The 18,411-nt window shown below is 71.0% G+C and carries 21 protein-coding genes; all 21 read right to left on the bottom strand.

Features of this window, described 5'->3' with window-relative positions:
* Positions 1-360 carry a hypothetical protein gene (locus tag DBZ32_RS10475; RefSeq protein ID WP_119167121.1) on the bottom strand — a complete coding sequence of 120 codons (360 nt, stop codon included), beginning with the start codon at positions 358-360 and terminating at the stop codon, positions 1-3.
* Positions 357-851, bottom strand: a complete 495-nt coding sequence (locus tag DBZ32_RS10470; protein ID WP_119167120.1) for a hypothetical protein — start codon at positions 849-851, stop codon at positions 357-359. Before DBZ32_RS10470 ends, DBZ32_RS10475 begins: the two co-directional genes overlap by 4 nt.
* Complete coding sequence (locus DBZ32_RS10465; RefSeq protein WP_119167119.1) at positions 848-2,308, bottom strand: hypothetical protein; 1,461 nt, start codon at positions 2,306-2,308, stop codon at positions 848-850. The genes DBZ32_RS10470 and DBZ32_RS10465 overlap by 4 nt, the downstream gene beginning before the upstream one ends.
* A complete protein-coding gene (locus DBZ32_RS10460; protein WP_119167118.1) occupies positions 2,305-2,703 on the bottom strand; it encodes a hypothetical protein in 399 nt (132 codons plus the stop codon). The genes DBZ32_RS10465 and DBZ32_RS10460 overlap by 4 nt, the downstream gene beginning before the upstream one ends.
* A 2-nt stretch (positions 2,704-2,705) precedes the next feature.
* Positions 2,706-3,890, bottom strand: a complete 1,185-nt coding sequence (locus tag DBZ32_RS10455; protein WP_119167117.1) for a hypothetical protein — start codon at positions 3,888-3,890, stop codon at positions 2,706-2,708.
* Entirely contained in the window at positions 3,887-8,059 is a 4,173-nt protein-coding gene (gene gpJ / locus DBZ32_RS10450) for a TipJ family phage tail tip protein (protein ID WP_119167116.1), read from the bottom strand. Before gpJ ends, DBZ32_RS10455 begins: the two co-directional genes overlap by 4 nt.
* Positions 8,056-8,508 carry an NlpC/P60 family protein gene (locus DBZ32_RS10445; protein WP_162906707.1) on the bottom strand — a complete coding sequence of 151 codons (453 nt, stop codon included), beginning with the start codon at positions 8,506-8,508 and terminating at the stop codon, positions 8,056-8,058. Before DBZ32_RS10445 ends, gpJ begins: the two co-directional genes overlap by 4 nt.
* Entirely contained in the window at positions 8,505-8,984 is a 480-nt protein-coding gene (locus DBZ32_RS22115) for a hypothetical protein (RefSeq protein ID WP_162906706.1), read from the bottom strand. The genes DBZ32_RS10445 and DBZ32_RS22115 overlap by 4 nt, the downstream gene beginning before the upstream one ends.
* On the bottom strand, positions 8,981-9,355 hold the full coding sequence (locus DBZ32_RS10440) for a hypothetical protein (RefSeq protein WP_119167114.1): 375 nt from the start codon (positions 9,353-9,355) through the stop codon (positions 8,981-8,983). The genes DBZ32_RS22115 and DBZ32_RS10440 overlap by 4 nt, the downstream gene beginning before the upstream one ends.
* Positions 9,355-11,607, bottom strand: a complete 2,253-nt coding sequence (locus tag DBZ32_RS10435) for a phage tail tape measure C-terminal domain-containing protein (protein WP_119167113.1) — start codon at positions 11,605-11,607, stop codon at positions 9,355-9,357. Before DBZ32_RS10435 ends, DBZ32_RS10440 begins: the two co-directional genes overlap by 1 nt.
* A gap of 4 nt (positions 11,608-11,611) precedes the next feature.
* Entirely contained in the window at positions 11,612-11,980 is a 369-nt protein-coding gene (locus DBZ32_RS22110; protein WP_162906704.1) for a DUF1799 domain-containing protein, read from the bottom strand.
* Between the two features lie 20 nt (positions 11,981-12,000).
* A complete protein-coding gene (locus DBZ32_RS22105) occupies positions 12,001-12,345 on the bottom strand; it encodes a hypothetical protein (RefSeq protein ID WP_162906703.1) in 345 nt (114 codons plus the stop codon).
* Between the two features lie 56 nt (positions 12,346-12,401).
* Positions 12,402-13,349: a phage tail tube protein gene (locus DBZ32_RS10425; protein ID WP_119167111.1), complete on the bottom strand. Its 948-nt coding sequence runs from the start codon at positions 13,347-13,349 to the stop codon at positions 12,402-12,404.
* 174 nt (positions 13,350-13,523) lie between these two features.
* Positions 13,524-13,964, bottom strand: coding sequence for a phage tail terminator protein (locus DBZ32_RS10420; protein ID WP_119167110.1), 441 nt, complete (start codon positions 13,962-13,964; stop codon positions 13,524-13,526).
* The gene (locus tag DBZ32_RS10415; protein WP_119167109.1) at positions 13,961-14,425 is read right to left on the bottom strand and encodes a phage virion morphogenesis protein; all 465 of its coding nucleotides are present in this window, start codon (positions 14,423-14,425) and stop codon (positions 13,961-13,963) included. Before DBZ32_RS10415 ends, DBZ32_RS10420 begins: the two co-directional genes overlap by 4 nt.
* 1 nt (position 14,426) lies before the next feature.
* Positions 14,427-14,849, bottom strand: a complete 423-nt coding sequence (locus DBZ32_RS10410) for a gp436 family protein (RefSeq protein WP_162906702.1) — start codon at positions 14,847-14,849, stop codon at positions 14,427-14,429.
* 7 nt (positions 14,850-14,856) lie between these two features.
* Complete coding sequence (locus DBZ32_RS22100; protein WP_162906701.1) at positions 14,857-15,144, bottom strand: hypothetical protein; 288 nt, start codon at positions 15,142-15,144, stop codon at positions 14,857-14,859.
* Between the two features lie 161 nt (positions 15,145-15,305).
* Positions 15,306-15,647, bottom strand: a complete 342-nt coding sequence (locus DBZ32_RS10405; RefSeq protein WP_119167107.1) for an HI1506-related protein — start codon at positions 15,645-15,647, stop codon at positions 15,306-15,308.
* 14 nt (positions 15,648-15,661) lie between these two features.
* Complete coding sequence (locus DBZ32_RS10400) at positions 15,662-16,558, bottom strand: Mu-like prophage major head subunit gpT family protein (protein ID WP_119167106.1); 897 nt, start codon at positions 16,556-16,558, stop codon at positions 15,662-15,664.
* A gap of 21 nt (positions 16,559-16,579) precedes the next feature.
* A complete protein-coding gene (locus DBZ32_RS10395; protein ID WP_119167105.1) occupies positions 16,580-16,993 on the bottom strand; it encodes a hypothetical protein in 414 nt (137 codons plus the stop codon).
* Positions 16,993-18,072 (bottom strand): phage protease, encoded by a 1,080-nt coding sequence (locus DBZ32_RS10390; RefSeq protein WP_119167104.1) that lies wholly within the window; start codon positions 18,070-18,072, stop codon positions 16,993-16,995. Before DBZ32_RS10390 ends, DBZ32_RS10395 begins: the two co-directional genes overlap by 1 nt.
* Between the last annotated feature and the right edge of the window lie 339 nt (positions 18,073-18,411).

The raw sequence follows: 18,411 nt of genomic DNA, 5'->3' as shown, positions 1-18,411 counted from the left end.
TCACGCCGCTCTCTCCTCTGGCTCTACAGCCTGCAGGCTCGCCTCCAGCTTAGCGCGGCGGGTGAGGAGGTCGGCCGCGCGGAAGGCGGCGGCGCCGCGCAGGTCGAGGGTCACGGTCTCCGCGATCCGGCTGCGGCGGCGTGCTCCAGGACGGCTGCCGCAGCCGCACGGCCGCTCCAGGGTCCAGGCCACGCGGACGGTCAGGCGGCCGGTGGCGGACAGCTCGGCCTCGATCGGCTGCAGGCGGTAGCCCAGCTTCGCCAGAGCCAGGTGCTTTGCGGTCAGATTCAGCGCCGCCAGGCAGTCGGCCAGGTCGGGCTCGCGCTGCCACTGGCAGCGGGCGATCGGCTTGCCGCTCATGCCGGCCAGACGGCAGGATCTGCCGGATCGATGGCCGCCAGCTCGGCCGGGGTCTGCGCGGCCTGGGCCGCCAGCTCCAGGGCGTGCTGGGCGCCCAGTACGGCGCCGGCCGCCGCGTTGAAGTCGGCCGCCTTCATCTGGACGCGCTGCACCATCGCGACCAGCGTGATGCCGCGCCGGGCGGCGATGGCCGAGAGCAGGATGCAGGGCGTCGCAGGGTCGGCCGCGTGGGCCAGCGCCTCGCGCGCCTGCTGGTGCCAGGTCTCGCGCTCCGCCAGCTCGTAGTCGGGCGTGAGCGCCAGCAGGCGGCGGGAGCCCTCGGCGCGGATCGCCTCGAGCAGCGCCTGCTGGGTCGGCGCCGGCGGCGCGAAGGGTGCGATGACAGACGGGCTGCCGTCCGGTTGCGGTGGAACGGCCGAGGCCAGGCCCGACCAGCCGTTGTCGTCGGCAACGCGGGTGTTGTCGGCGTCGAGGTAGCGATAGGCGGTCACAGTTCGCTCCCCGTGAAGATCAGCCGGCTCGTGATGGTGGCGTGCGCAAGGATCGCGCCGTCGCCGGGCGCGAGGCTGGCCGAGGTGGGGGCAACCTCCACCACCGCGCCCTCTCGCCCCGCCTCCAGGAAGGTCAGGCTCTGGACATTGAGCGTGCCGCCGCCGCGGCGAAGGTACAGGCCGCCCACGTTGGTCACGGTGAGTCCTGTCGGCGCGGCCCTGAGGGCCGGCGCGAAGGGGACGAAGATCCACGCGAGCGCGCTGGACCGTGCGTAGCCGGAGCCGAGCGGCATGCCCACGCCTTGCTCCGCCTGAGCGACGTAGGCATCGCGCCCGGCCGCCGCGATCTCCTGAGCGATCGGGCGGCGCTGGAACGGCCCGACCGCGCCGCCCTCGACCAGCTGGACGTTGCGGAAACGCAGGCCGACGCTGCCGCCCGGTGGATCGACCCAGTTCCAGGCGACGGCGATTTCGCGGGTCTGGATTGGCAGCGTGACGCTGTAACTGAAGGTCTGCCAGTCGTTCGAGAGGCCGGCGGCGGGGATAGTCTCGGCAAGCGGCGAGCTGCCGCTGGTCCAACCGCCCGTCTCGACAGCTTGCGCCCCTTCGTCTTCGCCGGTGCCGGTGGAGATCACCACGTTAAGGTCGTTCGGGAAGGCCCCGATCGTATCGACCTCGAACGACAGGGTGACAAGCCGGCCGGCCAGGTGTGCGCAGTTCGCCGTCTCGATGACCTGGCCGAAGCGCTGTAGGCCGGGCAGCGGCGTGGTGCTGTCGCTGCGGAGAAAGACGTGAGACTCGCCATTCGCATCGCCTTGCTGGACCCGGTAGTCGCCCTGCTGCCCGCCCTGCTGGAAGAAATAGAAGCGGTCGCAGGCGCCGTAGGAGGCGACGCCCGGCGTTGGGTCGTAGCCGACGTTGCGGCGCGCGACCCGCATGTCGCCGTTGTCGATCAGGTTCACGGTGGCGCCGGTCTGGATCTGCAGGCGTTCGCGCGCTTCGGCCGGAGTGGCGGCCAGGTCGAGACCGAGACCGCTGCGCCTCGTGATCTCGCGCCAGCCGCTGGCCTCGCGGCGCAGCCAGAGCCAGGAGCCTTCGGGGCCGAGCTGGGCGTCCCGGCCCTCGTGCAGCCAGATACCCTCGGCGATGCCGACCGGATCGTGCGCGACCGTGACGACGCGCGCCGGGTCGGCCGGCAGCAGCAGCAGCGTGCGGCCGAGCGGGTGCGTCTCGATGCCGATCCGGTCGAGGGTGTCCGCCGCCTGGCCGGCGAAGGTCGCGACCAGGTGCGCCGCGCGCGTGGGCTCGATCGCGCCGGCCGCGATCCCAAGGACGGTCGGCGCGGCGCCGCCCAGCAGCTCGCCGACGACGCCGAGCAGCTGGTCCTGCGCGAACTTCGCCTCGGCGTTGAGCCGCGCCGGATCGCTGAAAGTGCCGGCCGCTGGCAGCTCCGTCATTCGATCGCCGCCGCCGCGACGAAGAGCGCGTCCACCTCGGCCTTTGACAGGCCGAGACTCGGCGCGAGCGCGGCAATCAGCGGCGAGTGGCGCTCGAAGACGGTGAGATCCTCCCACCTAACACGCACCTCCTCGGCCGTCGCGGGATCGTTCACCAGCGCGACGACCTGGTCGAAGAGCCCTGCGTCGCGGAGGGCTTGCCGACCTTGATAGCGGCTGACGATCGCCGGCACTTCAGGCGGTGGTGGCTCATAGGCGGCGATCTCGACGCTTTCGCCAATGATGCGCGCATAGTGGCGGTTGGCCTGGTCGATCGGGACGTGAAGCGTCTTGCCGTCAATTTCGGCGACGATCAGCGTCCCCTCGGGGTCGGCATAGCGTGCTGTGATCGGCATGGTTACAACTCCGCGTCCAAAGTGAGCCGCGCTCTCAGCAGATAGTCGCCGGATTGTCCCGCCGAAAACGAGCTGCGGATCGTGCAAGCTTCTAGCGTCAGCTCATCGACCTGGACGGAGGTACTGAGCAGTATGGTCGAGGCGCTGATCCCCAACGCGGGCGTGGCTCGCATCGAGACTGCGAAAGCGATGCAGATGGTGGCAAACCCTGCCGGCGTGTTCGGGTTATGGCCGCGATCAACCAGATCGCGGTACTGCTGATAGTACCTCTGACAGAGCGTGACTTCTGTCGCGATGGGCCTCGGCTCGAAGGGTGTCGGGCTGTCACCGGGCTCCAGCTGGGGGAGGCTGAAGCTACCGCTTGAAAAGCGGACGGTCGCATTGCTTCCGCCTGTGAGCGTAAAGCTCTCTCCGTTGGCCCGTGCCACGCCATTGACGGTGCAGGTTGCGGAGCCGATCCAGCTGATGACGTAGGGTCCCGTGACGATGCTGGCGCCCTCGATCACCTGCTCGACGCCTCCGGCCGGCGCCGTGACGGTCCGGGTTCCCTCGCTGTCCACCCAGGAGAGCGACTGCCCCGACACGACGACCCGCCAGCGGTCGAGCGTGTAGGCGTTCGGCGACGCGGTTGCCGCCCCGCCCACGTAGCCGCGCTGATTGATCTGGCCGCGGGGGTTGATCAAGAGGTTGCGAAAGCCGCCGAGAGGACCTTGGTTGATCGCGGAGACCCGCCGCAGACCGGCGCCCGCCAGATCCAGCCCGCAGGCCGGCGCGCGCTGCAGCTCCACCCAGCGACCGGCGCGCTGTTCGAGCAGCAGCCATTTGGCCAGGCTGTCGAGCAGCAGGTCCTGGCCATCCAGCAAGTCGATACCCTCGGCCGCCGCGAGCGTATCGTGCTGGACCGTGACCGCCCGGCCGGGATCGGCGCCCGCGATCAGCAGCAAGCGGCCGGGCGGGTGCGTGTCCGTCCCGATCCGCTCCAGCGTGTCGGCCGCCGTCTGGCCTTCCGTGTCGACGAGGTGGAGGGCGGCGGCCGGGACGATGCGCCCGGCCGCGATGGTCAGGGTCGTGCGCGCGCTGCCGCCCGGCAGCTCGCGGACCACGGCGAGCAGATCGTCCTGGGCCGCTTTCGCCTGGGCGTTGGTGATCTGGCCGGTAAAGAAGGCGGCCTCGGGCAAGGTGGTCATGTGGCTGGTACTCCCAAAATCTCGGCGTCGATCGTGGCGGCCACGGGCTGACCGGCCGCGTCGCGGGCATCGACAAGCGGTCCCTCGATCGCGCGGTCGAGCAGACGCAGGCTGGCGGCGCCGCCGCCGTCGTCCTGCAAAGTGAGATTGACGTGGGTGATGCGCCGCCAGCTCTTCGCGGTCGGCAGGCGCGTCGGCGCTGGCGCGACAGCCACGTCGTTCAGCGCCTCTCTTTGGTCGGGCACGTCGAAGAGGAGCCGCAGGCGGCGGATCACGCCGCGCTGGGCATCGGCCGCCGTCGTGACGCGCAGATCGTAGCGCCGCGCTACGGCCGGCAGGCTGCCGGGCCAGGGCGCCAGCGGGCCGGGCGGCTCCAGGTAGGGCGCCGCGCCGTCCGGCAGGTAGGGCGCCAGGCCGTCCGGCAGATAGGCGCCGTCGCCGCCGGTGACGTACTCGACGCGCCAGGCGCCGGCCTCGATGTCGGAGTCCAGAGACAGCGCCGAAGGCACGGCGTCACGCGGCGGCGAGAAGCCGAAGGCGAAGGCCATCTCCCGCCAGGCGATCGGCAGATAGTCCGCCTGGGGTTCGGGCAGGTAAGGCGCGTCGTCGTTGACCAGATAGGCCGCGCCGTCGTCGGCCGCGCGCAGCTCGCCGTCGAGACGGGCGCCGTCCGTCAGGGTGCCTTCGGCCGCCAGATCGATCGGCCGTTCCAGCACCACATTTGCGACCAGCGGGTCGCCGAGATCGAGCTGCAGCATCGCCGCGCCGGCCGAGAGGTTTCCGGCCACGTCGACCGCCCGGACCAGGACCGTGCGCGGGCCGCTTCCCAGCTGATCGATGGGAATCCGACGTTCGGTCAAGATGCCGGCGTGGGCGGGCTCTCCCAACTCCCAGGTGCCGCGCCGCCCCGAAATCACGCGAACCAGGAAGCCCGCGAGGTCGAGCGGCGCCTCGTAGGGCCAGATCACATGGCTCGTCTCGCGCCAGAGCGAGGGGACGTCGGGCGGCAGGCTCGACTTGCCGACGACGCGGTGCTCGACGGATGCCGTCCAGTCCGAGGGCTGGCCGTTGCGGTTCAGGCCGCGGATCTGGAGTTCATAAACCGCGCTTTGACGGACGCCGTCGATATAGAGCGCGGGCGCCTCGGCCGCCGCGCGCAGATCCGAATCCCAGTCGCTGGCGCCGAGCAGGCGCGCGCGGGCCTGCCAGCTGGTCGCCTGGCCGCCGCGGCCGCCGGTCGCCACCAGGGTCACCAGGATGCGCGGCGAGAGCGACCCGTCCGAGCCGCGTAACAGGACCGTTTCATCGCTCACTATGGCCTGGATCGCCGGCTTCGGCGGCGGCCTCAGACCGACGAAGTCGGGCGGCAGAGTGATGCCGCTGCGGATCGGCGGGATCGCCGCGCCGTCGAGGACGTGCAGTTCGGGCGCGGCCGGGACGCACTCGATCGTCGCGGTCAGGTCCTCGGCCATCCAGCGGTTCTTGACGACGGCGTCGACGGTCTCGAGACCGGCTTCGCCGAAGAAGGCCAGGTCGCCTTCCTCCGGTGCCGGCTGGCCGGGCGGGATGGGCGCGGTGAAGAGCAACGTCCGCGTAACGCCCGGCACGGCCGACAGCTCGATTACCAGCTCGGTTGCGTCGGCCTTGCGGACCTTCAGGCCGTAGGTCACGCCGATCTCCACCTCGACCTCCACGTCCAGGACCAGGCCGTCGACCTGGTCGCCACCGGTCACGGGCGTGGTCAAGAGCCTCCGGACACGGCCGCTGCCCAGACCCACGAGGATGACCGGGTGCGCGATGCCGACCCGGTCGCCCCGGTTGACCAGGCGGTTTTCCCAGTCGGTCTGGAAGGTGAAGGTCTCGCTGCGCAGGACCAATTCGGCCAGTTGGCGGCGCACGTCCTTGTAGACGAAGCGCGCGTCGGTCACGCCGTCGAAGGGCTGCTCGACGATCACCCGCGCGGTGGTCTCGTCGCGGCCCTCGGCGTAGACGACGATCTCGTCCTGCTGCCAGCCGGCCTCGGGATTGAGAAAGAGCGCGCGGACCGCGTCGGGTTGCTCGGGAAAGCGCTTCACGTACCTGAAGCCCCAGGAGTTGTCCGGACCGAAGAGCTGGCGCCGTACCGGCTGCGGCAAGTCGCGCAGGACGGTGTAGCGGCCGTCGACCCGGTCGAGATCCGCGCGGGCGGCGTTGGCGATGCGCCGCAGGCACTGCTCCAGCGTGCCGAAGCTCTCGATCGTCAGATCGACGCAGCGCCCCTCGGCCTCGTCGTCGAGCGCCCAGGCGCGCAGGCCCTCCAGGTCGATCTCCTCGACACGGGCGCGCTGCTGGCTACCGCGCCCCCGCAGCGCCTCGATGAAGGACCAGGCGGCGGTGCGGGTCGGTCGCCACTCCCAATCGGTCCCGTCCCAGACCGGCCGGATCGAAGTCGCGACGCAGCTCAGCTGGTCGAGGAGGCCCTGCAGCTGCTCGGTGCCTTCCACTCGCAGCGCGATCAACGCGAAGCCGCGGTCGCGGACGGCGGGCCGGGTCTCGTCGACCACCCGCAAGGCCGCCAGGAACGATACGTCGCGCTGGCGATCGTTGGTCGCGTCGGGCGTCAGGCGGCGCAGGCGGATCTCGTAGAGGCCGCGGCCTTCGGCCGGTTGCCACCCGACCGTCTCCCACACGCCATTTGTGCTGTTGCCGCTGACCACGATCGGGGGCGGCGAGACAGCGCCGGCCGCGACGGTCACCCGCGTACCGTCCCACACGGGCGCGAAGTGGCCAGCGGCTTTCTGGGGTGGTGGGCGCACGTCGGTCAGCACGGCGGAGTCGGAGACGGTCACGGCGCTGGAGCCGGCAAGCGTCCAACTGGTCGTGCGAGTCAGCGAAAAGATCTGCAGGCCGTCGGGGAAGGTCTGACTGCCGTCGCCTTCGGCGATCTTGAGCGCGCCGGTGCGGACATCGATGGCGCCGCGCCAGACCTTGGTGCGGCGCGAAACCTCGAGGCTGTACTCGATCTCGCCGCCCGACTCGCCCGGCGCGCGCCGTCGGCGCACCTCTGCGACGTTCGTCAAGGGCGCGCTGCTTTGCGCAGCGACGGCCTGAGACTGCGCGAGCGGGCGCCAGGGGCCGCCGAGCTGGCGGTACTCCAGATCGAACTCGACGGTCAGCGCGCTACGGCTGCCGTCGTCGTTGAAGAAGGCGAGCTGCGGCAGCTGGATGTCGATCGACAGTCGGGTGCCGGCTTGCGGCATGGTGCGGGTCACCCAGCCGCCCGCGGCCGTGACCTCGACCTGCAGGCCGGCCTGGGCGACATCGAAGGGGTAGAGGCTCGGCGGCGGCTCGTCGGGATAGCCGGCGCAGATCTCGACCTGCACGTCGTCGAGGTCGGCCAGAGGCGTGTTGCCGAGCCGAAGATCCTCGATGCGCAGCGGGCCGTAGCCGACCTCGAAGAGCCCATAGAAGACGCGCCGGCCGCGCTCCGTCGTCGTGTAGTACTCCGCGGCCAGCGGCGGAAAGACCTTCATGCGCCCGACGATCCAGGGCTTGGCGCCGTAGCGCGCGCGGGCGTTGCTGATGCCCGTGATGGTCGGGACCAGCGGATCGGTGCCGGTGCGCCCGACCGGGCCGGCCAGCTGCGGGCCGCGCGGCGTCGGCGCCGGGACCAGGGCGTTGACCGCCAGCATGCCGACAGCACCCACCACCGTCGTGACCAGGCTGCCGACCGTCAGGGTACCGACGATCGTCGTGCTGGCCAGCGTCGGGCCAAGCAGGGCCGGCGCCGCGAAGGAGGCGGCGATCACCGCCAGCGTGAGGACGATGCGCAAGGGCGTCTTGCCGCCGCCCCCGCCGCCGCGCGGCAGCAGCGCGACCTCGACCCGCAGGCCGGGCTTGGGCCGCACGGTCCGCCAGAGGTTCACGCGCCGGCCGGCGACCTCGCTCCAGCGCGGGATCACCTCGGGCGGCGCGCGCCACTCGGGGTCGGCCAGGATCACGCGGGCCTGGTTCCAGAGCCGCTCGGGCAAGCCGGCGCGGCGCAGCAGCTCCTCCAGGGTGTCGCCGGGCGCGACGGGGGCGTCGAAGGCCTCGACGTTGAAGGGCCAGGTCGCGACCCGCAGCTGCAGTGGCGCTCCGGTCGGGGACACTTCGGTCGGGGGCGCCTCGATGGGGACAAGTCCGGTCATGCCGCCACCCTGGCCGAGCTGGCGAGATCCGGATGACGGTAGAGGCCGACGAGGCGGCGGGACCAGAGGCGCTCCGCCAGGCGCTCCGGCAGGCAGCGGGTGGCGCGCTCGAGATGCAGCATCCAGCCGGACGCGATGACGACGCCGACGTGGGACGCGCAGCCGCCGTGGCGCAGCAGCGCGATGTCGCCGGGCGCCTCCTGGCCCAGCGGGATCTCGGCGAAGTCCAGCGCCGCGTTCATGAAGGCCGTGGCATTGCGCGCCAGCTCGTGGGGGTCGGACCCGTCGGGCTCGGGCGGCAAGGTCAGCCCGAAGCGTTCGCGCGCCACCAGAGAGACGAGTCCGTAACAGTGGGTGCCGGCGCGGCCGCGATCGACCTCGGCGAAGGGGATACCGATATAGCTGTCGGCCCAAGCCGGCAGGGCGCGGGGATCGCTCTGGAGCCTCACGAGAAAAGCCCCGGATTGCTGGCCGGCGTGAAGGCGTCGGCGGGGAAGCGGCTGTTGAGGATGTCCTCGCTGACCAGCTCCCCCTGCCAAAGGGTCGAATTGGCAGGGCGCTCGACCTGGACCCACTGGTAGCGGAAGGGTCCCAGCTCGACGACATCGGGCGTTGCTACCAGCACCACCTCGACCAGCACGTCGATGCGTCCCGAGGCCTGGCGCACATAGGGCACCAGGTCGTTCTGCGGATCGTCTATCCGCACCTGCGCCCTCGGCGGCTCGTCCTCGGCCGAGGACTCGAGGACGATCTCGAACGGCAGCGCGATATAGGTCTCGCCGCGTGACTCGAGGTTTTCGGTATGGCCGCAGATCCGTATCGGCGCCGGCACGCCGGCATGGCTGAGGGTGGCCAGCACGATCTCTTCCTCGGCCGTCTCCTCGGCCGTCATGGCCTGGGTCAAGCGGTCGGAGATCTCGGTCACGACACGGCCTCCAGGGTCAGCTGCAGAAGATGAACGGACCCCTGGCGCGTGGTCCTCGGCTCGCGATCGGTGCGGATCTGGAAGCGCAGCGCGGCGCCGTCGTCCGGGTCGATCCAGTCGAAGGCCAGGGCGCCGTAGGCCAGCGTGTCTTCGAAGAAGGCGCGCCAGATCGCCAGCTGGTCCTGCGCCGGGTCGGGGTGCGCCTTGAGGTCCAGCGTGATCTCGAAGACCCGCGGCTCGTAGCGCGAGCGGCGGCGGCGCTTGCTGCGGCCCGAGTCCATCTGGCTGCGGAGCACCTGATCCGGCCACCTGACGCGGTAGCCCTTGAGGGGGGACTCGGGCAGGCCGGCCGGCCAGACGGGCGTCGCCATCACAAGCCTCCCCGGGGCCTGCGCGCCACCCCGTAGTTGCGCTCCATCGGGCCGTCGAGGGCGCCGCTATCGATCGCCTCGCGCATCTCGCCCCGGATGACGAGCTTCAGCTCGCGGGTCCCGTCGCCGCGCGTCCGTTGTTCCTGCTGGATCGGCGCGGCCTCGGCGCCCCGGCGGTCCTCGATGATGACGACGGTCCCGCCGCCCTCCGGAGCAGCGCCAGCCGAGCCTCCGCGCCCCAGGTTGCGGCGGTGGCGCGGGTCGGCCTCGGTCAGCACTTCTTCGCCGATCCGCGCGACGATCGGCATTTCGTCGCTGACCAGGCCGCCGCGATGGTAGCGCCGCGCGCCAATGAAAAGAGCCGGGTCGACGGCCTTGCGCGGCGCCAGGGTCTCGCCGACCAAGCCGCCTTCATGGAAGAGCGCCATGGAGGTGCCGCCGCCACCACCGCCCGACCCACCGCCGCCGAAGAGCCCCCCGAAGAAGCCGCCGAGGGACTGCTCAAAAAAGCCGGCCAGCGGGCCGGTGATGGTCGACCTGATCGCCGCGCGCTGGAATTCCCTGCGGATCGCGTCGACAAAATCGGAGACAGACTCGACGCCGTCGACCAGCGCGTCCTCGATCGCGCGCATGGAGCCGGTCATGGCGCTGGCCGCGTTGGCGCCGGCATCGCTCGCCGCCTCTTCGTAATCCTGGAGCGCGCGCACCACGCCGTCGCGCCAGTGACGCGAGTCGCGCAGGTTCTGGTCCAGCGCGTCGGCCAGGCGGCGCTGAAAGACCTCCTCCACCTGGCCGACATAGCCCTCGTAGCCTTCGGCCGTCTCGTCAAGGTTCGCCAGCTGCTCGTCGCGCCAGGCTTCGGCGGCCGCGCGGGACTGCTCCAACTGCGGTTGCAGCGCCGCGTGGGCCTGGCCGATGGCCTTGACCGCCTCGACGTGACGCTCGCGCGCCTCCTGACGGCTCTCCGCGATCTCCACCTGTTCGAGCGCGAAGCGGTAGGACTCCAGCAGCTCCGTGGCGGTCCCGGTGGCGACGCCCGCGTCCTGCAGCGCCAGGGCGGCCGTCATGACCTGGCCCTCGATCTCGCTCAAGCTCCCGGTCGTGACCTCGGCCTCCAGCCGCAGGTCGGCGATCCGCTCGCGCAGCGCCTCGACGGCCCGCGCGGCCTGGTCGGCGCGCTGCTGCGTCTGCTGGGCGACTTCCGGGTCGACCGACTCCGCGAAGGCAGCGGCGTCTTCCTGGAGCGACGCCAGTGTGGCCTGCATCTCCTCAAGGCTCTGGGTACCGTCCAGAACCTGCCGAACCTGCTCCAGCACCTGATCAGCGAAGCGCGTGAAGGCAGGGGACGTTCCGTCCAGCTCTACCGTCAGGGTCGCGAGAGCTTCGCCCAACTGCTCCACGCCCTCGACACCCGCCCCAGCGTCGAAAGACTCTAGGGCGCCGAGTAGGCGGCGGGCCTGTTCGTCCTCCAATTCGCCTCCGGGAAAGATTGGGCCTTGCGCTTGCCCCCCATCTAGTCGACCAGCGCGAAGCGCCAGAGTGGACGCCAGCTCGTCTCCCGCCGCCTGAATGGCCCGGGTTTGCTCCTCGATCCCGTCTCTGATTTGCGCCATTTCGACAACGAAGTCGGCTTCAATCAACAGACGCTGTGCTTGGGCCGCTTCGGCATAGGCACGGGCAAGGTCCCGAACCTTCTCGGCTTGGTCGCCGACCAACTCCTCTGCTCGGTCGAGCGCGTCCGCCAACGCATCGGTGGCGTCGGCCGCTCTGTCAGATGCGCTCTCAATGTCCAGCAGCATCGGCGCAAGAGCGCCGCCGACCGCGACCACCGCGCCGATCACCGCGCCCCAGACCCCGAAGCCGCCGAGCAGCTGCGGCAGCTGCTGCGACATGGCGCGCATGGCGGAGGTGCCGCCGCCGATCTGGACGGCCATGTCGCCCAGCTGAAAGGCCGCATTCTGCGCCGCGAAGCCCATGTTGCGCGAACCGGTCGTGGTCGTCGCCAGTCGGCGCGAGGCGTCCCGCGCCGCGGCGTCGCTGCGCTGGAGCGCTTGGCGCTGGGCGGCCAGGCCCTGGGCCGACTGGCGCGCCTCGTCGCCCAGGCGGTCGCTTGCGAGGGCCGCCTGGTTGAGACCGGTCTGCGCCTGGGTTCCGGACTGCCCGAGGCGGTTCACCGCCGCCGCGCCGCCGTCCAGCGTCGTGACCAGGCCGCTCGCGTCGGCCGTCAGGCGGATGCCGGTCTGGATCGTCATCCGGTCAGGCCCTTCTTTCCCGGCGCCGCTCCAGCAGTGCTTCCAGGGCCGCGGCTTCCAAAGTGCGCAGCTGCGCGAAGCGTTGCCGCGTCGGTTCGATCCCGGCCAGGCGCGCGGCCGTCTCGGCGCCGCCGTAGTCCAAACCCAGCGGGACGGCCGTCTCGCCGGCATAGCGCCACTGCGACGCGCAAGCCCGGAACCACCGGAAGGCTTCCCAATGATCGGCCCAGATCTCGACCGGCTCGGCCGGCGGCGGTGCCGGCGCGGATCTGCGCGCCGCGATCGCCTCGGGCGGTGCGCCCAGGGCGCGCAGCTGCTCCAGGATCTCGGGGTCCGCGGCCGGGCGGCGCGGCCGGGGCGTCTCGACGCCCACCCAGGCGCGCGCCGCCGTGGTCAGTTTTTTGCCGGCCCGCCACGCTCCGCCTCCAGATAGGCCTTGGTCAGGGCGAGTCGCACGCAGGTGATGTCGATCAACGCATCGCGGGTCCCGTCGCCGACCGGCAGGTCCTCGTGACTGCTGTCCTTGACGCCGCGCCAGTCGCGCAGCACCCGCCGCAGCAGCGGCTTGTCCACCTGCAGCGCGCCATGCGCCTTCACCAACGCCTGATAGGCGTTGTCGCCGATCAGCGCGAAGCGCGCCTCGAAGTCCTGCTGCTCGACGCCGCCGCCGTCGAGCGGCACGGAGACCGTGACCGGCCACCAGACCAGGCGCTCGGCGATCAGAATGAACTCGGGCAAGGCTGCCTCCTTTCCTCACTTGCTCGCCGCCAGTCGGCGGCAATGAAACGACCCCGTTACGAGACGGTGATCAGGATCTCGTCGTCGCCGGCCTGCCGGTTGAAGCGCAGGTTGGCCGACAGCATCACGGTGCCCTGGCTGTCGCTGTAGCTGGGCTGGTGCAGCTGCACGGCCGGCGCGTCGATCTGCACGCGACTGCCTGGCGTCGTGCCATGCACCGCTTGCAGCGCGACCAGTGTCTCGCCGTCGATCGTCGCCCAATAGTCCTGGGTCGCCGGGTCCGGTGCCTGGATCGCCAGCTGACCCGTGGGGCCGCGATCCGTAATCTGGATCTCGCGCGAGTTGGCGCGGTCGCGCAGGATGACGGTGTTGTTGGCCGAAAAGCTCAGGGACTCCATGACGGCCGGAAAGCCGCCCAGCGTGAACTGGGTGTTGGCTTCCGACATCTCGACGGCCGGCACGAAGGCCGACCAGTCGGCGTTGGTCGGCAGCGGCGCTGCGGTGATCGTCTCGAACAGCCCGGTCAGGGAGAAGGTGAAGACCGGCAGCTGCCGCTCCGTCAGCGTCAGGCCCCAGGTGCCGCGCGCGCCCGTCATGCGATGCAGCGCGCCGGCCCGGTAGATGTAGGCCGTGACCGACTCCTCCTCGGCCGAGACCGGCGCGTACTCGACGCGCTCCTGGCCCACGGTGGTGACGATCGTCTCGGCCAGGCCGCAGGCGCGCAGGATCGGGCCGTAGGCCGGCGCGGCGATGCTGGCGCCCGAGGTCCCGCTGCCGCTCAGCTCGATCTGGCCGGAGAGCACGACGTTTTTTCCCGCGAGCAAAACCGGGTCGAAACCTGCGGCCGGGCGCGAGCGGTCGCGCGGGATCTCGTCGGCGTTGTAGGGCTGCAGCGTCGGCGAGAGGATCTCGATGGCGTTGGCGATCGCGGTCGGGGTCGGGTCCACGCCGTAGGCGCTTTCCGGCGCCGCCAGCACGACGAGGGCGCGGCTCTTGAAGCTCATGACCGCTCCTTTCTCTTAGTCGTCGCCTTAGGCGGATCTTTCGGTACCGGCGCAGCTGCCGCGCGCTTCGCTGCCGGCGCCGGCCGGGTGTGCTGCACCCGCTCGGACTTACCGTCCGCGCCGACGCGGTAGCTGCCTCCCAGTCTCACGGTCTGTTTCATGGGTCTTGTCTCCTCAGCTCGCTGTGCGCTGATAAGCGCTGCGGTAAACCTCTTCCCACCAGACCAGCCTGTCGCGGAGTGCAACCGTGCGGCCGCTGACCAGGTCCAGGGGGTCCAGCCGCACGTCGGGCTGCCAGGCGACCAGGCGGTCGCGCAGCGCGCGCAGCAGCTGCTCGACCTCGGCGCCATCGGCGACGCTGTAGCGGCCGCCCTCCACCTCGAAGGCGATCACGACCCGCAGCAGCTGCTCGACCCGCTGGCGGTGCCGGCCGGAGACGACCGGCGAGGGCTGGGCGCGGTCCCCGCCCGGCAGCAGGAAGACCGCCGGCAGTTCGTGCCCTTGCGGCCGCCACTTGGGGTCGGCCAAGGCGATGCCGCTGAAGACCTTGCCGAGCGTGCCGGCCGCGACCAGCGGCTGCAGCTGCTGCTCGACGGTCGAGAGCGCGAGCGTCATGGCGCACCTCCCTGCAGACCCCGCAGCAGGTGATCGTCGAGGATCTCGACGATCTCAGCTTCGTCGTCGGGGCCGAGGCCCAGGTACGGCCGCGCAGGGATCGCGGCGGGGCCTGGCGCCATGCCGGGCAGTCCGCCGAACTGGTGGATCGCGGCATAGACAACGTTCGTCCCCACCTCGACGAAGTCGGCCCCCAGGTCGTAGGTTTGGCTATCGCGCAACCGGCCGCTGCCTGGCCCGATCAGCGTCTGCCCGCCTTCCCGCAAAACGCGCTGACTGGGAATCCAGGGCGTCCCGTCCGGAGCGCGGCCCTCTTCGAAGCGCAGCAGGGTCTCCGCGACCAAATAGCTGCCGATCTCATCGAAAGGCGCCGTCAGATCCTCGGCGGCCTCGACGGCGCCGGCCAGCGCGCGGCGCAGGGCCAGGTCCTCGATGTCGATGCGAAAGGAGACCCCGGCCACGTCAGAAGCTCCTCAATGTTTCACGGGAAAAGATCCGCTCGGGCCCTTCGACCCGCACGTCGCCGGGCTCCGCGCCCGGCGCGGACTCGCCCGAGGCCAGCGGCAGCTCGGCCTTGCCCGAGCCCAGGGCCTCCAGCGTCTTGCGCGCGTCGGCGTTGCCCTGGACGACGCGCTCGTGGGCGCCATCCTTGGCGAGTTCGTAGCGGGCAATCTTGGCGGCCAGCTCGACCAGCAGGCGGGGCGTCTCCGTCAGGGGCAGCTCGTAGCGGCGAGCAATGTAGGAGTCGATCAGCGCGTCGGCGCTCTCCAGCGCCCGCTGCACTACGGCCACGTCGATCACGCCGCCGCCGTCCCGGTCGCTCCAGTCGATCAGCTCGCGCTCGCCGTAAAGGTCGATCAGGTCTTGCTGGGTCGCGTAGGTCACGGCCGCGTCACTCCAGCACGAGCCGCTCGGCCCAGTGCTCGGCCTCGGACAGGCGCGCCAGGCACTGCTGCAGATGCAGCCGGTCGAGAGAGTCGCCGGGTTCGGCAAGTGCGGAGAGTTGAGCGCGCAGATCGGCGAAGGCGCCTTGGACGCGCTCCAGCTCCGCTACCTCTTGGACGGTCAGAGCGACCAGCTCGTCGGGGCGCGGCTGGCTCATGGCGCCATCCCCAGGGCCCGCTTGTAGGGCGTCGAAGGCCTTCAGTCGGTCTGCGGCGACGCCGCCGGTGTCGGTCATGGGACAAGCCTCTCTTGTGGCGCGGGCGGCGGCCGTTGGGGCGACCGCCGCCCCCGGACTGCCTCCCGCCCCGGAAACGCGATCCGGCGCGGGAGGACTTTCGTAGCGGCCTCGGAGCCCCGGCCGTCGCGCCGGCCGGAGCCCGTCACTGGCCTCCGGTATTAGGTATTCTCGGTCTTGGCCGGCTTCGGCTCGGCAGCCTTGGTCGCCTTCGCGGCGGCGGGCTTTGCCGGCTTGGCCTTCTTCTCGTCGCCGGCCGCGGGAACGGTCTGCGAGGACGTGCCGTCGCCACCTTCGCCGCTCTCGTCTTTGCCGCTCGTCTCGGCCGGGGCCGGCAGCTCGGTGACGATCAGCTGCGGCTCGGCCAGAACGGCCTCGATCTGCTCGGGCGTGAGGTTCTCCACGACCGTGCCCTTGGCCGGCCAGGCCCGCCCGGCGCGGCGGAAGCCGTCGCGCCGGGCCTTGATCTCGAAACGCCGCCTTGTGGGCTGAGTCTCTGTCATGTGCGGGGCCTCCGTCATGACCGCAGCCAGGGCACGACCAGCAGCTCGGCCGTGTTGCGGTAGATGTTGGTCGCACCGGCCGCGTTGCGCTCGGCGTTGAGCAGCTCCAGCGCCGCCCCCTCCAGCGAGGGCGGCACGACGAGGAGGTTCGGCATGACGCCGAGCGGCCGGCCGTGGTCGCCGGGCATCGCCATGAGGCTTTCGCGCGCGAGCTTGTACGTGACGGCGCTGAGCGGCTGGCGCGACCCCCAGGCGAACTGCCAGAAGCCGAAGCCGACGTTGCTGCGGCCGTCGACGCCGTAGAGGTACTCCTTGCGCTCGAAGACCTTGTCGTCGTCGGGGCGGTCCTTGCTGACGAAGTTCCAGGCGCGGCGCTGCTGATAGATGATCGGCCGCAGCGCGCGGCTGCCGTCGATCAGGTACCAGGGCGTGCCGGCGCCGCCGTCCGTGTTGGCGACGGAGACGGTCGCGCCGCTTTCGTCCAGGACGGGGTGGTCCGTGTCGAAGAAGGGCTGGCCGTCGTAGCACAGCTCGGTGAAACCGTTCTGCAGCAGCTCGAAGACCAGCTGCTCCCTATGGGCGGCCGTGCTGCGCCCCATCTCCTCGAACATGGGCATGTAGACGCCGAGGTTGTCGTCCTCGATGTCGTCGCGGTCGACGCCGATCGTCAGCTCCCAGGAGCGGTTGCGGATGGTGTAGGCGTGCTGCAGCATGTTCTGCACGACCCGGTCGCCCACCCACTCCCGCACGTTGGGGATCTTGCCGAGCCAGCCGTACTCCTCTTTGCCAGTGGTAGAGGTTACGGTTGTGGCCACTCGGTCTGACTGGGCCTCGGCCTGCCCGAGACCGTTCTGGAAGCTGGTCTTGAAGCCGACCCCCAGGTTCGTGAGATTCGTACGGTTGATGATCACGGTTCCGGTTCCTCAGGCGGTTTAGCGGAAGTCGACCCAGACGCCTTGGGCGTCCACAGCCCAGACGCGGCCGGCCCGGCTGCGGGTGTTGGTGCCGTTCGTGATGGCGACGGTCTGGTCGTCGACGATGAAGCAGTCCTCGCCGATGTCGGCGTTGCCGATCTCGTCGGCGCCGGCCGAGTTGGCGAAGCGGAACACGCCGCGCCGCACCTTCGCGGTGACGGCGCCGGCCGACCCGCCGCCGTTGTCGACCGCGGCCTCGACCCGCCCCAGGCCTTTCAGCGTGGTGGCGGTGGCGCCGGGCGTGACGTTGCCGGCCGCGTCCAGGGCGGCCAGGGCGCCTGCATGGAGCACGACGCCCGCGGCGGCTGGCAGCTCCAGCGTGCTGGGCTCCAGAATCTCGGGCGTCAGGCGGTCTTGCGTCAGGGCGGCCATCAGGCGGTCTCCTTCACTTCGGCGTCCAGCGTCTCCTTGAACGCTTCGGGCTTGAGGCCGAGCTGGCTGCAAAGCGCCAGCTGCGCCTCGTCGAGCGCGGCGCCCTTGGTGCGCGCCGGCTGGCCGGTCGTCTCGGCGCCCGGCTTGACGATGACCGGCTGCAAGGCCAGGAAGGCCTCGAAGCCCTTCGGATCGGACTTCGCGTAGTCCAGCGCCCATTCGCGGCTGGCGGGAACGATCCGGCCCTCGCGCAGCGCGCTGTCGACCCGCGCCGCCGTCTCCGTGTCCTCCAGCTTCTCCAGCCGGCTTGCGAGAGCGGCGTACTGTTCCATCGGCACCGACTTGCCGGTCTCCTTCAGCCGCGCGGTGACGGCCGTCGCGATGGCCTCCGGTTCGGCCTCGGCCTCCAGCTGAACCAGCGGCGCGAGGCTCGCCAGCGCGGCGGTGCCGGCGTCGCCGCCCTTCGCCGCCGTCTTGAGCGCGGCGGCCTGGTCCTCGGCCGCCTTGACGATGGCGGCCGGCCCGGCGTCCGCCTGCAGGCCGAGCGCGCTGCAGAGCGCCTTCAGGTCTTCTTCGGTCATGGTGGTCTCCAGGTCGTGGGGAGGGTCGGCCTCGCGCCGCGCCAGGGCGCGGACCTCCAGGGCCGGGTCGTTGGTCAGGGCCGCGCGCAGGATCAGCTTCACCTCGCGGCTCGTCTTATCGAAGACGAAGGTCGGACTGAGGTAGCGGTACTCGCGGCTCTCGATGTGCTGGCGCGCCCGCTCGGTCCACTCGACGCGCGCATAGATGCCGTCCGGGCGCGCCTCCAGGGCCTTGATCCAGCCGGCAGCCGGCGCCGGCTGTCCGTTCTTGGCCGCGTGGTCCGTCTGGTGCTCGTAGTCGAAAGGCAGGTCGCGGCCTTCGGCCAGGCTCGCCTCGACCACCTTCGCCGGATCGCTCAGCTTCCAGCTGCGACCGTCGCGGGCCAGCAGTGCGCCGTCGGCGTCGGCCGAGGGCATGAGCTGCACCCACTCCGGCGCCGCACCGCCCGGCAGGGGCAGCGCGCAAAGCGCAAGGAGGCTGGTCTGGCCCGTCGTCACATCCTGTCCCTCTTGGGCGGCTGGTAGCTGTCGTCGCTGGGCTGGACCGCCCGTTCGATGTCGGGGATAGTGACGCGAAGCGGCGCAGGCCGCCCTTCCCACCGCAGTGGGAAGGGATCGCCGCGCGGACCCCGAAAATCGGCGAAATTGGACCCGCGACCGGCCGAATCGGCCTTCGGGGGCGATCGGGCGGGCGGGCCGCGCGATCAGAATCGATTCTACGGGGGTGTTACCGCGATTGTAACAGGGAGTCCTGTGCTTCCCGGCCGAAGACGGCCCGGACCCAGCCAGCGGCCGTCAGCGGGCAACTGAGAGCCTTTTTTACATTTGGTGGGATAG

Source organism: Algihabitans albus, assembly GCF_003572205.1.
Taxonomy (GTDB): Bacteria; Pseudomonadota; Alphaproteobacteria; order Kiloniellales; family DSM-21159; genus Algihabitans; species Algihabitans albus.
This window is presented reverse-complemented; position numbering and strand designations above follow the sequence as displayed.

What these genes read in the sequence shown, in the direction of transcription:
- DBZ32_RS10475 (WP_119167121.1), bottom strand. Translation starts at nt 360, where the DNA reads ATGAGCGGCAAGCCGATCGCCCGCTGCCAGTGGCAGCGCGAGCCCGAC.
- DBZ32_RS10465 (WP_119167119.1), bottom strand. Translation starts at nt 2,308, where the DNA reads ATGACGGAGCTGCCAGCGGCCGGCACTTTCAGCGATCCGGCGCGGCTC.
- DBZ32_RS10460 (WP_119167118.1), bottom strand. Translation starts at nt 2,703, where the DNA reads ATGCCGATCACAGCACGCTATGCCGACCCCGAGGGGACGCTGATCGTC.
- DBZ32_RS10455 (WP_119167117.1), bottom strand. Translation starts at nt 3,890, where the DNA reads ATGACCACCTTGCCCGAGGCCGCCTTCTTTACCGGCCAGATCACCAAC.
- gpJ (WP_119167116.1), bottom strand. Translation starts at nt 8,059, where the DNA reads ATGACCGGACTTGTCCCCATCGAGGCGCCCCCGACCGAAGTGTCCCCG.
- DBZ32_RS10440 (WP_119167114.1), bottom strand. Translation starts at nt 9,355, where the DNA reads ATGGCGACGCCCGTCTGGCCGGCCGGCCTGCCCGAGTCCCCCCTCAAG.
- DBZ32_RS10435 (WP_119167113.1), bottom strand. Translation starts at nt 11,607, where the DNA reads ATGACGATCCAGACCGGCATCCGCCTGACGGCCGACGCGAGCGGCCTG.
- DBZ32_RS10425 (WP_119167111.1), bottom strand. Translation starts at nt 13,349, where the DNA reads ATGAGCTTCAAGAGCCGCGCCCTCGTCGTGCTGGCGGCGCCGGAAAGC.
- DBZ32_RS10420 (WP_119167110.1), bottom strand. Translation starts at nt 13,964, where the DNA reads ATGACGCTCGCGCTCTCGACCGTCGAGCAGCAGCTGCAGCCGCTGGTC.
- DBZ32_RS22100 (WP_162906701.1), bottom strand. Translation starts at nt 15,144, where the DNA reads ATGACCGACACCGGCGGCGTCGCCGCAGACCGACTGAAGGCCTTCGAC.
- DBZ32_RS10405 (WP_119167107.1), bottom strand. Translation starts at nt 15,647, where the DNA reads ATGACAGAGACTCAGCCCACAAGGCGGCGTTTCGAGATCAAGGCCCGG.
- DBZ32_RS10395 (WP_119167105.1), bottom strand. Translation starts at nt 16,993, where the DNA reads ATGGCCGCCCTGACGCAAGACCGCCTGACGCCCGAGATTCTGGAGCCC.